Below are 13,793 nucleotides of genomic sequence, written 5' to 3'. Positions count from 1 at the left end.
ACAACCAAGGTTGTACAGGTGCAAGGGAACTCAATCATGAAAACTCAAACTCAAGCAGTGCTATGGAAAGCAAGTACCGCGCTGGCCCTGATCATGGCGATGAGCCTCGGTGGTTGCAGCAGCGGTGGCGGCGGCCATCACACCAGCGTCGCGGCGTCTTCTCCCGATTCCGGTGCGGGCAGCGGCTCGGGCACGGGTGGTGGCACGGGCGGTGGTACCGGTAGTGGTACTGGCGGCGGTACCGATGGCGGCACCGGCGGTGGTACCGGTGGAGGCACTGGTGGCACGGGTGGCGGTACTGGCGGCACGGGCGGTGGCACTGGAGGCACGGGCGGCGGCACTGGCGGCACGGGTGGTGGCACTGGCGGCACGGGTGGCGGCACTGGCGGCACGGGCGGTGGCACTGGCGGCACGGGTGGCGGCACCGGTTCCACCACCACCCCACTGGTCACAGGCCAGATTGCAGGCACGCTGGGCACTACAGTCGGTAACGTCGGCGCGGCCGTCGGTGATCTTGGTTCGACACTCAATGGTGTTCCAGTCGTCGGTGTGACGGCTGGCGGCCTGGTCACTGCAACCGGCAACGCCGTCACCAGCATCGGCAGCGGCGTGACGAATGGCCTGGGCACTCTGGGCACCAACAGTAATGCATTGGGCACCACCATCGCCGGCGTCGGTGATGGCGTTGCCGACCTCGGCACCGGCGTGTCGAGTACCGGCAGAAACCTGCGCACAACGTTGAGTGGCGTTCCAGTAGTCGGTGGCTTGACCGGTGGCGTCGGCGCCGCAGCGGGTGGACTGGTGGATAATGTCGGCCAAGCCGTGACCATGCTCGGCGATACCCTGAGTACCGCCAGCACCACCGGGCCACTGGGCAGCGCGACCAACACACTCGGCAAGAGTGTACTGGTACCGGTGGTTTCACTGGTGGAGAACACCACTGGCAACTTGGGTAACGCTACCGGCCTGGGCACTCCGCTCAACGGTGTGCTGAATAGAGTCGGCTCCACTGTCACCGGTGCGGGTGGCCAGGTCGCCAGCGCCGGCGGCGCAGGCAACCCTGTCACCACGCTTGTTGGCGGTGCGCTGACCGGCGTCGGTGGCGTACTCAACAAGTCAGGAGGTTATGTTGCACCCGCAGGGGGTGCCGCTGCTCCCGGCCTGCCGGAACTGGTTGGCGGTGTGGTCGCCAACGTGGGTAGCGGGCTGAATGCCGGCAATACCAACGGTACCCTCAGTGCCGCAGGTGTCACCACCGGCGCACTGGGCAATACCGTGGCCTCGCTGGGTACCGTCATCGGTGGCACAGGCGTTGCCAACACCGCTGCCACGACGCCGGTAGCAGGTTTGGCAACCAACGTCGGCGCGGCGCTGAACCCGGTAACAAGCGGCGTCACCAGCCTGACGCAAAACGTCGGTACCACGAGCGGCATCGGTGCTCCGGTCAACGGTTTGGTTACGCAAGTCGGCGGTGCCGTCAGCAGCCTGGGCACCAACCTGACCACAGCCAACGCCAACCCGTTGACGAACGCGGTGGGCACGACTGTAACGGCGGTCGGCAACACCGTCGGGTCGGTGGGAGGCTTGGTCACCGGCGGAACCAGCACCAGTGGCGGTGGCCTGCTCGGTGGCTTGAACGTCGGTGCCAGTGCCGGTGCCTCGGCTAACGGCAGCACCGGTACAACCGGCGCTCTGGGAGGTTTGTTGAACGGCCTGACCGGCAAAAACTAGAATTGCACCTGGCCGATTAGACGGCCTCTCCTACAGCGCCTACGCTTGGTTGAGACGAGAGACCCTGAATAAGTCTCTCGTCTTTTTTATGGGCCGGTCTTATCGAGCGAAGCCTGGCCTTCCCGGACCGAGTCCCAGAACCCGGCGGGTCCAAGACGCTGCTGCAGTTGACCATGGAGTGTCCTATGCGCGTGCTGACACCGTTGTTAGTACTTACCCTCAGTGCCTACGCCCAGGCCGAGACCCTTCCCAACTTCCTCAACAGCAACGACACCATCCGCAACCTGCCCGTACCCAACCTGCCCGCAGACGCCTACAGACCGGTCACGCCAAAGACCCAAGTGCCGGAGGCTCCCGCGCCCCAGGGCCAGCCCCTGTTGATGGACACCAGGATCACCATCCGCAAGTTGCAGATCGAGGGCGGTTCGATCTACCCGCTCAGCGAAACCGCCAAAGCTTACGCCGCGCTGATCGGCCATGAGACCAACCTTGCACAACTGATCGAAGCCACACGCAGCATCACCCGTCGTTATCAGGAGGACGGTTATCTGCTGTCCTATGCCTTCCTGCCGCAACAGAACTTTGAAAACGGCCTGGTGCGCGTGGTGCTGGTGGAGGGCTACATCAAGGACTACCAACAAAGCGGCGACATCGGCGCGGTGTCGGCCTATGTCGACAAGCTGGCGAATAAACTCCTGGCCGAACGCCCACTCACACGCAAGACGTTCGAGCGCTATACCACGCTCATGGGCCGTATCCCGGGCGTGACGCTGCAAGCGCAAGTACCGCCGCCAGGTACCACGGACGGTGCCGCACACATGGTGATCCAGGCCAGCCGCAAACCCTTTACCACCAGCATGAGCCTGGTGGAAGACAACCGCAGCGGCACGCAAGCGTTGCTCACCGCCACCAGCAACGCCCAGACATCCATGGGCGAACAGCTTAACGTCAGTGGCCTGTTCCCGCCCGGCGACGACAAAAAGCACTATTACCGCGTGGGCTACAGCCAGTTCATCAATGCCGAGGGCAGCCAGCTTGTACTGGGGGCCGAACGTTATCGCGCCGACCCCAGCAACAACATCCAGCTCGATGGCGGCTTCGAGCTCAAGCCGCATCAGTCGATCGATCGCTACACCATCGGCCTCAGCCATCCGCTGATCGCCTCGCCCACCGAATCCTTGACCCTGGGCACGCGCCTGTATGCAGTGGACCAGACCACACGCTATCAACTGGTCGGCTACCCCAACCGCTTCGACATCGAAACCAACCTGCGCGCACTGGCATTCGAGGGCGACTGGCGCAAATCCGACGCTCGCCAATTGCGCATCCTCAGTGCCGGTCTGTACCAAGGCATCAACGGCATGGGCGCCAGGACGCACAGTGATCTGGCGGGTACGACGCCGGACCTCGACTTCTTCCGCCTGCGCCTCTCCGGCGTGCAGAGCGACAAGTTCTTCGATAACTGGCAAGGGGTGCTGTCGGGCGCACTCTACTGGAGCGACGCCACCCTGCCCGACAGTGAGCGCGCCACGTTCGGCGGGCAGAACTTCGGCCGCGGCTATCCCGACGACCAGGCTTCCGGGGACAAGGGGTGGGGTGTGGCGTACGAGATCAACTACAGCTTCAACCGCGCCGGTGATTGGGTGAAAGTGCTGCAACCCTACATCGTGCTCGACCGTGCCAAGACTTGGTTCAACGAACTGCCGGTCAAGGGCAATAACATGTCGTCGGCAGCCGTGGGTCTGCGCTTTGGCGATAACAAGTACTACAACATCGCACTGGAAGCCTCCAAGCCAATGTCGGATATCGCCCTGGACAGCCTGAACCGGCGCCCGCGCTATACGCTGAGTTTCAGCTATCAGCTCTAGCGCGCAAGCGTGCCTGCGCCGGGGTGCGAGGCACCCCGCTGCAGGCAGCGGTGAGCAAGCGCCCTCGGCACAGTGAGCCCGCTCACTACAATCGGTGTTTGACCAGGGGGAAAAGGTTGTTGAGGGTATCGATCAAGCGCACCAGGTAGATGGGCTTGCGAAACAGATCCAGCACCTGCAGGCGCAACATATCGCTGACGTCATCCATCTGGGCATGCCCCGACATCACGATCACCGGCAAGTGTTGCCGGTCAGTGTGTTCGCGCAGGCGCTTGATCAACGAGATACCACTTTCCTCGGGCATGCTCAGGTCGGTGATGACCAGTGCGATGTCCGGGTTCAGGGTCAGCTCCTGCAAGGCGTAGGTGACGGAGGTGGCGGTGAAACAAACGAAGCCCTCGTTCTCCAGCGACTCGGCCAGTTCTACGAGGGCATCTTCTTCGTCATCCACCAACAGGATTTGTTGGCGAAAAGGTCCGGTTGCAGCATTCATGGGTACTACCTGGCGTTGCCAATCAATGACGTGAGTACTCACAGGATGCTGTCTGAGATCACGTTATGGCTGTCGTGATTTTACTAATGAAGGTGGTGATCTGCGGCCCCAGCGTCACCCCTGCTGCCAGGACGACCAGCGCCACGATTGCCACCAGAATGAGGTATTCAATCGCCGTGGCACCGTCTTTTCGGTACAAAAGCAGAAACAGCTGAGCACGCACTCTCATTAACAGTTCAAGGACCATAGCACTCTCCTCAGTCGCAGGGTACGGTCTGGGACTCAGGTCAAGGCGGTGTTGATCTTACCGAAGAAAGTCGTGATTTTCGGCCCCAGGGTTGTGCCCGCAGCCAGAATCACCAGCGCTACGATTGCCACCAGAATGAGGTACTCAATCGCTGTCGCACCGTCTTTGCGCCGAAAAAGCAACTGAAGCTGAATATGAAGTTTTATCAACAGTTCAAGGATCATCGTACTTCTCCTCAGGCGCTCGGGCGCCCTAAACACTGCTCCGCACGGTAATTGCGATGTGCCATCTGAGCATTGTCAACAAACCCCAGCCTCACAACTGTAAGAACTGATTAATCACAAAGTAGTGGTTACGTTTATTGGCGCCTTAAATCCGTGTTTTCAAAGCCATTGCCAGCGATACGCAAGAAATCTTGCTGTCAGTAATGGCATTTTGTCCTAGCTGAACTACCTTAAAATAGCGAAATAGTTAGTCACATGTTCATAGCAACCAAGTTGCGAATTTAGCCTGCTCGGATACGCCGGTTGTGCAGGGCAACAGGAAAGGGAGCGCCGTCATGAACACGCGTCTCAGCATGGTATTGGCCGGAGTGCTTCTGCTCGGTGCACTGTTTGCCGGCTATTGGGGATTGGTCCTGAGCCGCACGCCCGCACCGGCACCGCCCCCCCAGGCGGCACCTGTCGAAAAAGCCGTTACCGTGGTGGAAGACCAGACCCGCCAACCGGTCGTGGTATTGGCCCACGACGTCCCGCCCTTTGTTCCCCTGAATGCCGCCGACCTCGCGGTGGAAAAACTGCGCACCGTACCGGCCGGCAGCATGACCAGTGTCGATCAGGCCGTCGGCCGCAGCCCCTGGCGAGCCCTGCGCGCCGGCACCTGGCTGAATGAAGAAAGCTTCACCCCAGGTGGCCCACTGGCGCGAATGATTCGCCCTGACGAACGCGCCCTGGCCGTTGCCGTGGATGAAGTGATTGGCGCAGCCGGCCAATTGAGCCCCGGCGACTATGTGGATGTGCTGCTGTACCTGCGCCAGGATGCGGCCAACCTCGAACAGTCAGCCCAGGTGGTGGTACCCGCCATGCGCTTGCTCAGCGTCGGCGATCAAATGGGCCTGAGCAATGACGGCACCCCCGCCTCCCCGCCTGCGCTCACCGCCGAGGAAAAAGCGCAACGTCATGCCCCGTCTCGCACGGTGGTGCTGGCGGTGCCCGAGGCCCTGCTGAGCCGCCTGATGCTCGCCACTCAAGCCGGCACTTTACGCCTGGCGGTACGCAGTGCCGACGAACGTTTGCTGAGCCATTACTGGGCGGGCGAAAGCGATGTGCCGGGCAAGTTGCAGAGCGCCAACCGCGACCTCTACCAGTTCACGCAATTGGCCTTTGCCCAGGCCCCGAAAAAAGTCGCCCAGGGCAGCCCGCGTCGCACCGGTGTCGAGGTAATCCGCGGCAATCAAGTCACCCAACAAACGCCCGACTGAACAAGGATGCTGCGCATGAGCCGACGTTTCGCACCGGCGTTCACGCTGAAAATCGCCTGTGCCCTGCTGTTGTCGAACCTGTCTGTGGGCCTGGCCGTGGCCGCCCCGGGCAATTGCGGCAGCCTGGGTCAACTACCCGCTGCCCTTTCGGTGGGTGAAGGCTTGCAACAGGCACTGCAATCACCGGTGGCCATCACTCGGCTGGCGATTGGTGATCCGAAAATTGCCGACGTACACCTCAACGGCGACCGTGGTTTCCTGCTGACCGGCATCGCCCCCGGCACCACCAGCCTGATGGTCTGGACCGCCTGTTCGAACACCCCGCGCCAAAGCATGGTATTCGTCAAGAGCAAGGCCATCTCGGCCCTGACCAGCCTGTCATTGTCACCGTCGGAAGACCCCTTGCTGCCCAGCCAGGTCCAGACCGACATTCGTTTTGTGGAGGTCAGCCGCACCAAGCTCAAGGAGGCAAGTACCAAGATTCTGGGCAATGGTAAAAACTTTTTCCTGGGCAGCCCCAGCCTGGTATCCCCCTCCGAAGGCGTCTTCAAACTGCCGGTGAGCCCCGACAACTTCAATATCGGGTTTGGCGGGGGGCGGGTCTCCGCGATGATCAACGCCCTGGAAAGCAGCGGGTTCGCCTACACCCTCGCGCGTCCAAGCCTGGTGGCGATGAGTGGCCAGAGTGCAACGTTCCTGGCCGGCGGCGAGGTGCCGATCCCGGTGCCCAGCAGCGCCAGCAACAACATTTCCATCGAATACAAAGAATTCGGTATTCGCCTGACCTTGACCCCGACCGTGATCGACCGTAACCGGATCTCCCTCAAAGTCGCACCGGAAGTCAGTGAGCTGGACTACACCAACGCCGTCGTCATCGACAATATCAAGGTCCCGGCCCTGACCATCCGCCGCACTGACACCAGCGTGTCCCTGGCGGACGGCGAGAGCTTCGTGATCAGCGGGCTGATCAGCAGCACCAACACCACCAATATCAGCAAGTTTCCCGGTTTGGGTGACATCCCGATCCTGGGCGCATTCTTTCGCGACTCCACTATCAACCGCCAGGACAAGGAGCTGCTGATGATCGTCACCCCGCACCTGGTGCAGCCATTGGCGGCCAATGCCCAACTGCCGTCTTTGCCGGGCGAGAAGCTGCGCAACTACGACCCGAACTGGTATCGCCTGTACTTCCTGGAAAACGGCAACTTCGACCGACTCAACGGGTTATCCCAATGAGCGATAGCCTGAGCCAGACGTTTCTGGCAATCACCCGCAACACCACGGACCTGGAATGGCTGCAGGGTGCGCTGGCGCCGCTTGGCCAAGTGGTCAGCGCCGGCAGCACGCTGGACGAACTGCTCGCGCTGGTCGATGTGACCTTCGCCAGCCTGGTGTTTATCGGCCTTGACCGCGAACACGTAGTGGCCCAAAGCGCATTGATCGAAGGCGCCCTGGAAGCCAAGCCGATGCTCGCCATCGTCGCCCTTGGTGACGGCATGGACAACCAGTTGGTGCTCAACGCCATGCGTGCCGGCGCACGGGATTTTGTCGCCTACGGCTCGCGTTCCAGTGAAGTGGCCGGGCTGGTGCGGCGCTTGAGCAAACGCCTGCCGCCGGTCACCACCAACACCCAACTGGGTGGCCTGACCGTGCTGTACGGCACCCAAAGCAATGCCGACGGCGCACTGCTGGCCAGCCACCTGGCACTGGTCGTACAGAAGAGCGGTCAGCACACCTTGCTGCTGGACCTGGGCCTGCCCCGCGGTGACAGCCTGGCGCTGTTGGGGCTGGAAAGCTCGTTTCATTTCGGCGACGCCCTGCGCCACCTGCGGCGGCTGGACACCACCCTGATCAACAGCGCATTCACCAGCGCCGAAGACGGCCTGCGCATCCTTGCCTACGCAACCAACGATGAGCCCCTGGAGCGCACCAGCGCCGCCGAGTTGTACATGCTGCTCAGCGCGCTGCGCCAACACTTCCAGCACATTGTGGTGAACCTTCTCGGCCAACCCGACAGCGAAGCCCTGCGCACCTTTGTCAGCCATTGCGACAAACTGTTGTGGTACACCGACCAGAGTGTGCTGGACTGCAGACGCAACCTCGCTGTACTGAACCTGTGGCGCGAAAAAGGCATGAAGTTGGAGCACGCCAGACTGTTGGTCGATGGCTATATCAAGAGCTGTGCACCGGACTCCGAAACCCTGAGCAAAAGCTTTGGCCTGGAGGTGATTGCCGTGCTGCCCCTGAGCCCGGACGTGCGCCTGAACGCAAAAAATCAGGGCCAGACCTTGTTCGCCCTGGCGCCACGAGAACCCCTGACCCAGGGTCTGAAAATCCTCGGTGAGCGCCTGGCAAAACGTTCGGCAAATCTGGAAAAACCATCGCACAACTGGCTTGATCGCCTGCTGAGAGCCGGCAAATGAACAGTGAAAAACTCTTCGGTGCCCCCGCCCATGCCCTCAACGGCAACGCCGAGCACGACGGGCTCAAGCTGGTGTTCCATCGCTACATCATCGATGCCATCGAAGAGTCGGGGAAAAACCTGCTGGAAGGTTCGCGTCAATTATTGGCGCAGTTTGTCATCGACAAAGTGGCCGAATACATCAACCGCATGCACCTGGCGATTTCCCGTTATGAGATGGAGCGCCTGGCCGAGGAAATCGTCGACGAACTGACCGGCTTCGGCCCGCTGGAAGTACTACTGCGCGACCCGTCCGTCACCGAGATCCTGGTCAACGGCCCACACCGGGTGTTTATAGAGCGCGACGGCCTGCTGCACCAGAGCGACCTGCGGTTCATCGACTCCCACCATGTGGAACGCGTGATGCAACGCATCCTCGCGCCCCTCGGCCGACGCCTGGATGAGTCGTCGCCGATGGTCGATGCGCGCCTGCCCGATGGCAGCCGGGTCAATGCGATCATCCCGCCGATTGCCCTGGACGGACCGTGTCTGTCGATCCGCAAGTTTCGCAAGGACATGCTCAAAAGCAGTGACCTGGTGGCCATGCAGACCATCGACCAGAACATCTTTGACTTCCTCCAGGAGGCCGTGGGCAAACGCTGCAACATCCTCATCAGCGGTGGCACCGGCACGGGTAAAACCACGCTGCTGAACATCCTCAGCCAACTGATCAACCCCCATGAGCGGCTGGTGACCATTGAAGACGTCGCCGAACTGCAACTGGGCCACCCTCACGTGGTGCGCCTGGAAACCCGTCCGCCGAATGCCGAGGGCCATGGCGAGGTCAAGGCCAGCGACCTGATCCGCAACGCCCTGCGGATGCGCCCCGACCGCATCATCCTGGGTGAAATCCGTGGCGTGGAAGTGCTCGATGTACTCACTGCCATGAACACCGGCCACGACGGTTCCATGAGTACCTTGCACGCCAACAACGCTACCGATGCCCTGCTGCGCCTGGAGACCCTGGTGGGTTTGACTGGCCGGGTAGTGGCGGAAAAAACCCTGCGGCAAATGATCTGTGCGGCGCTGGATGTGGTGATTCAACTGACCCGCCTGCCCGACGGGCGCCGCTGTGTCAGCGAGGTGGTCGAGGTGGTGGGCATTCGCGAAGACGTGTACGTGACCAACACCCTGTTCCGCCACGACCGGCGAACCGGCTTCGGCTTCCTGCGTGAAGCGGTCAACCCGGCCGGTGAAAAACTGCGCCGCGAACCGACATTACCTTGAAAGGGGCTCGACCATGACTGGGGCCATTCTGCTGCTTATCTGCCTGATCCTGGCCGGCCTGTCGATTCGATCGTTTCAACATGGCCTGCGCCGCGCCCAGACCGAACGCGTACTGGACCGTCTTGCCGAGGGCCAGCCGAAGCCCGCCGAAGTGGCCAGCCAGTGGAGTGGCATGGAGCGCATGTTCGTGCGCGCGGGCCTGGGCAAACCCAGTGACAGCCTGGGGCTGTGGCTGGCGATGTGGATGCTGGGCGTCCTGTTGGGGCTGATGGTTGCCGGCTGGCCCGGCTTGTTGGCGATGCTGGTAGTGCCTCCCCTGCTGCTGCGCTTGTACGTCGCCTGGCGGTATCAGCGGCGCATCAAGCGCATGATCGAACAATTGCCGGCATTGCTCGACCACACCGTGCGCAGTCTCAAGGCCGGGCGCACCCTGGCCGACGCGGTGCTGGGTGGCATCGAGATCACCGAAGCCCCACTGAAACAGGCCATGGGGCGTATCCAGCGCAACGTGCAATTGGGCGTCAGCCTGCCGGAGTCGATCCATGACTTTGCCGAATTCTACGAGCGTGACGAATTTCGCCTGTTCGCGTTGGGCTTGAAGGTCAACCACCGCTATGGCGGCAACGCCAGCGAACTGCTGGAAAACCTGATCAAGATGATCCGCGAACGCGAGCAGGCTGCCCGCCAGCTGCGCGCCCTGACCGGCGAAACCCGGGTGACCGCCTACGTGCTCACCGCCCTGCCGATTTCCATGGTGGGCTACTTCCTGGCAGTGAACCCCGCGTACCTGATGACCATGTGGAACGACAGCACGGGTCGCCTGCTGTTGTTCGTGGCCCTGGCCATGCAGCTCATGGGCTGCTTCACCTTATGGCGCATGTTGCGGAGCGTATGACATGGCAATTGCCCTGCTGATCAGCGCCGTTCTGTTCCTCGCCGCCCTGGCGCTGGTGCTCGCCAACCTGATCCGGCACCGGCGCGGCCAGCGCCTGGTTGCCCAACGCTTGCAGGGCCGGATGGGCCGCGAAGCTAAATTCGGCAGCCTGTTGCAGCAACTGGGCAGCAGCCAGCTGGCGCAACGCTCGGTGAGCCTGGACAACGAAACCCAGGTCCTGCTCAACCGGGTCGGCTGGCGTAAAACCAGCCAGCGCTCGATGTTCGCCGCTTTGCAGATCGGCACGCCGTTGGTACTGCTGGGCCTTGTGGTGGTGGCCCAGAGCGTACTGTTTCCCCACATCGCCTCGCCTTGGCTTGCGCCCCTGATTGCACTGGGCATTGGCTACCTGCTGCCCAAGCGCATCCTCTCCAGCGTCGCCAAAGGTCGGCAGCAGCAGATCGCCCAAGAGGTGGCGACCTTCATCCCTCTGCTGCGCATCCTGTTCGAGTCAGGCATGGCCGTCGAACAAGCGCTGCGCGTGTTAAGCATTGAAGCGCAGCGCCTGCTGCCGGCCTTGACCCATGAGTTGCACCTGATCCTGACCCGCGTCGACTCCGGCCTGGAACTCAGCGAGGAACTGGGCAAGACCGCCCGGCTGCTGGCCGTGGATGAATTTACCGATACCTGCACCATCCTCCAGCAATTGGTGCAGCAAGGTGGCGGCGCGATGAAGTCGTTGCTGGCGCTCAAGCAGTTGCTCGACGACCGCCGCCTGACCCGCATCCAGGAATTCGTCTCGAAAATGTCGGCAAAAATGTCGGTGGTGATGATGGTTTTTCTGTTTCCCGCCCTGCTGATCGTACTCGGGGGGCCGGCGTTCATCGGCATATCCCAAGCGTTGAGTCACTTATGAGGAGCGCTCCATGAAAGCATTGATAGCCGGTTTGAGCCTGTTGTTGCTCGGCGGTTGCGCCAGCAATGGCCAAACCCCGTGGAGCGCGCTCACGGCCAGCGGCAGTTGCCCCAAGCCCGGTTCCGACCAGGAATTGGCACTGAACCTGGCCGATGAAATGGCCAACGACGGCAAGCTGCACGCCAGCCTGGCCAACCTGCAGAACTTGCCCACGCACTTGCCCCAGGTGCGCCTGCGCCAGGCCAAGGCCTATCGGTTGCTCGGCCGCAGCGAGGCCGAGCCGTTGTACCGCAGCCTGCTCGGCACCTGCATGGCCGCCGAAGGTGAACATGGCCTGGGCCAACTCGCCTCAGCCAAGGGCGACAACGGGCAAGCCATGGCGCACTTGCAGCGCGCGGCAAGGCTGGCGCCGACCGACGAAAAAATCCGCAACGACCTGGGCGTGGTGTACCTCAACCAACTGCGCCTGGAAGACGCCCGTTTCGAATTCATGACCGCCATGGAACTCAAGCAGAGCGACCCGTTGGCGGCGATCAATCTGGTGACCTTGCTGATCTATCAGGACAACTGGAAGCAGGCCGCCCAGTTGGTCAGCCAGATGGGGCTGAGCCCCGAACAAGTCACCGAAGCCCAGGCCAGGGCCGAGAAACTCAAGGGTTCCAACACGCCCGTCGCCAAGGCCAAAGATCAGATCGCCGAGGCCAGTGACGCCGCCGGCAACCCGAGGAATTGATGATGAAACTACCTTATCTCGCAAGCCTGGCAGTGCTGACATTGCCCCTGCACATCATGGCCATGGAGCCCGGCCCATCATCCCCGCAACAGGCCGTTACCGAGAGTTGGCTGACGCTGCAGTCCAGCGGCAAGCTTGCGTCCAGCACGCCGCAGAAAGCCACCGCCGCCGAACGCGATCAAGCCGCCCAACGATTGCTGGACAGCTACAAGCATCCGATTCCGGAATTCTTCGAACAGAAGGTGGGGGGGCAAACCGGCGGCAATCATCAGTAGTTGCTGCAGTTCCAACTGCGGGAGGTGCGGCAAGCCCCTCCCCTATTTCAAAGAACAATCAGTGGGCCGTCACGCGCTGGTGCAGCGCCGAACTTCCAGGTGACAGCGCCAGTGCCAGTTGCGTACGGTTATGCATATGGGTCAAGCGCAGCACCTGGGACACGTACAACTTCACAGTGTTTTCCGTAATGCCCAATTCGCAGGCAATCTGATAGTTGGTCTGGCCCTTGCCCACCAGCCGCGCCACATCCAATTGGCGCGGTGACAGCTGGTTGAAGATTGCCGGGACTTCCAATGGTGCGGCGTCCGCGGCCGATACCTCATCGCCCTCCGGTCCGGTTGGGCTGCGACGTACTTTGTCGAGGTCCTGATAAAGGTCATTGATGGATTCGGACAGAAATTGCAGCTTCTGATTCAAGTGCCCCAGTTGCAGGTCTTTCCTGCGCTCCTCCAACGCGGCTTCCTGTCGCTGCAAGCCTTCGAGCAATTCATGCAGATTGATCGGCTTCTGGTAGTAGTCCGCGAATCCGGCACGCAGGGCCTTGATCACGTCCTGCTTGTCGGCACGGCCGGTCAACATGATCGCTTCGAAGGCCCGCTGCTTACCGGCGATCTTTTGCAACGCCTGGACCAACTCGATGCCATCCATTTCCGGCATGTGCAGATCGCACAGCACCAGGCCGATGTCGACATCTTGGCTGAAACGCGTCAAGGCTTGCTGGCTGGATTCACAAGGGACGCAGCGAAAGCCGCTGCTCTCGAGAAACTCACAGAGTTCTTCCACGATCAGCGGTTGATCGTCGACTACGAGCACTTTTACCGCAGAGGTAAGCTTGTTCACGCGCGACTCCATGCCTGGCAAGCCAAAAGTTTGACCCATCCTTTACGACGAATATTCCTACACAACTTAAACGTAGACGTACTTTCCGACTATGTACATAGCGTTAATACCCGCGACGACTAATGGATCCAACACCAGGCAAGCGCGAACCCCACCAGCAAAAACGGGGCGAACGGCAGTTTTTTTGACGCGTGCGGCGCCAAGTAGAGAAGTTGGTTTTTAAGCCCTTGCCCCATAAGCGGCCACACCGTCGGCGCAAGCATCAACCAGAGCACGCTGGCGACTGTTGCCCCGATAAAAGCCCCCAGTAAATACTCGGCATTCGAAGCCAGCGCCAACGCCCCGAGCAATTTCACATCCCCCGCGCCCAGGCGGCCCAGGGCGTACCCCGGAAGGGTCAGCAGCAGCGCCAGCGCAAACGCCAACAGGCCCTGCCCGGCGGGCGAGCCCAGCCATGTGTTGCCCCTGCACAGCAGATAGATCAATGCCAACAGCGCCGCCCCCAGCGTCAGGCGATTGGCGAGCAAGCGCTGCCGCGCGTCCTGCACCGCGCACAGCCCCAACCACACCAGCACCACGGCACCCTGGATCACGTAAAAAACATCCCTTTTGGCTGATTGATTCTATGCTGATATCAAGTAGTAGCC

General features: G+C 61.5%; 15 protein-coding genes. 10 read left to right on the top strand and 5 right to left on the bottom strand.

Features of this window, described 5'->3' with window-relative positions:
* Nucleotides 1-36 precede the first annotated feature (36 nt).
* Together M5B97_RS18980 and M5B97_RS18975 are read left to right on the top strand one after the other, a co-directional pair.
* A complete protein-coding gene (locus M5B97_RS18980) occupies nt 37-1,731 on the top strand; it encodes a collagen-like triple helix repeat-containing protein (RefSeq protein ID WP_248732316.1) in 1,695 nt (564 codons plus the stop codon).
* Between the two features lie 185 nt (nt 1,732-1,916).
* Complete coding sequence (locus M5B97_RS18975) at nt 1,917-3,599, top strand: POTRA domain-containing protein (protein WP_248732315.1); 1,683 nt, start codon at nt 1,917-1,919, stop codon at nt 3,597-3,599.
* Nucleotides 3,600-3,684: 85 nt separating this feature from the next.
* Here M5B97_RS18975 and M5B97_RS18970 read toward each other — a convergent pair whose 3' ends face one another.
* From M5B97_RS18970 to M5B97_RS18960, 3 genes are read right to left on the bottom strand one after another with little or no spacing between them, the layout of a single operon-like run.
* A complete protein-coding gene (locus M5B97_RS18970; protein ID WP_123716024.1) occupies nt 3,685-4,092 on the bottom strand; it encodes a response regulator in 408 nt (135 codons plus the stop codon).
* Between the two features lie 58 nt (nt 4,093-4,150).
* Entirely contained in the window at nt 4,151-4,339 is a 189-nt protein-coding gene (locus M5B97_RS18965) for a Flp family type IVb pilin (protein ID WP_248732314.1), read from the bottom strand.
* 35 nt (nt 4,340-4,374) lie between these two features.
* Nucleotides 4,375-4,563, bottom strand: coding sequence for a Flp family type IVb pilin (locus M5B97_RS18960; RefSeq protein WP_248732313.1), 189 nt, complete (start codon nt 4,561-4,563; stop codon nt 4,375-4,377).
* Nucleotides 4,564-4,898: 335 nt separating this feature from the next.
* Here M5B97_RS18960 and cpaB point away from each other — a divergent pair, with 335 nt between their 5' ends.
* Genes cpaB through M5B97_RS18920 form a run of 8 tightly spaced genes read left to right on the top strand, consistent with a single transcriptional unit; the run spans nt 4,899 to nt 12,305 of the window.
* Nucleotides 4,899-5,819, top strand: a complete 921-nt coding sequence (gene cpaB / locus M5B97_RS18955; RefSeq protein ID WP_248732312.1) for a Flp pilus assembly protein CpaB — start codon at nt 4,899-4,901, stop codon at nt 5,817-5,819.
* Between the two features lie 15 nt (nt 5,820-5,834).
* Nucleotides 5,835-7,055: a type II and III secretion system protein family protein gene (locus M5B97_RS18950; RefSeq protein WP_248732311.1), complete on the top strand. Its 1,221-nt coding sequence runs from the start codon at nt 5,835-5,837 to the stop codon at nt 7,053-7,055.
* Nucleotides 7,052-8,242: a pilus assembly protein gene (locus tag M5B97_RS18945; protein ID WP_248732310.1), complete on the top strand. Its 1,191-nt coding sequence runs from the start codon at nt 7,052-7,054 to the stop codon at nt 8,240-8,242. The genes M5B97_RS18950 and M5B97_RS18945 overlap by 4 nt, the downstream gene beginning before the upstream one ends.
* Nucleotides 8,239-9,507, top strand: a complete 1,269-nt coding sequence (locus tag M5B97_RS18940) for a CpaF family protein (RefSeq protein WP_248732309.1) — start codon at nt 8,239-8,241, stop codon at nt 9,505-9,507. The genes M5B97_RS18945 and M5B97_RS18940 overlap by 4 nt, the downstream gene beginning before the upstream one ends.
* A 13-nt stretch (nt 9,508-9,520) precedes the next feature.
* Entirely contained in the window at nt 9,521-10,402 is an 882-nt protein-coding gene (locus M5B97_RS18935) for a type II secretion system F family protein (RefSeq protein ID WP_248732308.1), read from the top strand.
* A 1-nt stretch (nt 10,403) separates the two neighbouring features.
* On the top strand, nt 10,404-11,297 hold the full coding sequence (locus tag M5B97_RS18930; protein WP_248732307.1) for a type II secretion system F family protein: 894 nt from the start codon (nt 10,404-10,406) through the stop codon (nt 11,295-11,297).
* A 10-nt stretch (nt 11,298-11,307) separates the two neighbouring features.
* Nucleotides 11,308-12,030 carry a tetratricopeptide repeat protein gene (locus M5B97_RS18925; protein ID WP_134660940.1) on the top strand — a complete coding sequence of 241 codons (723 nt, stop codon included), beginning with the start codon at nt 11,308-11,310 and terminating at the stop codon, nt 12,028-12,030.
* 2 nt (nt 12,031-12,032) lie between these two features.
* Nucleotides 12,033-12,305 (top strand): DUF3613 domain-containing protein, encoded by a 273-nt coding sequence (locus M5B97_RS18920; protein ID WP_123716033.1) that lies wholly within the window; start codon nt 12,033-12,035, stop codon nt 12,303-12,305.
* Between the two features lie 58 nt (nt 12,306-12,363).
* Here the strand turns inward: M5B97_RS18920 and M5B97_RS18915 are convergent, their stop codons facing one another.
* A complete protein-coding gene (locus tag M5B97_RS18915) occupies nt 12,364-13,146 on the bottom strand; it encodes a response regulator transcription factor (protein WP_349292532.1) in 783 nt (260 codons plus the stop codon).
* A gap of 119 nt (nt 13,147-13,265) precedes the next feature.
* The gene (locus M5B97_RS18910) at nt 13,266-13,739 is read right to left on the bottom strand and encodes a prepilin peptidase (RefSeq protein WP_248732305.1); all 474 of its coding nucleotides are present in this window, start codon (nt 13,737-13,739) and stop codon (nt 13,266-13,268) included.
* Nucleotides 13,740-13,793 lie beyond the last annotated feature (54 nt).

The organism is Pseudomonas sp. MWU13-2517, assembly GCF_023242545.1.
Lineage (GTDB): Bacteria > Pseudomonadota > Gammaproteobacteria > Pseudomonadales > Pseudomonadaceae > Aquipseudomonas.
Note: the sequence above shows the minus strand (reverse complement) of the source record. Positions and strands in the feature narration are given on the sequence as shown.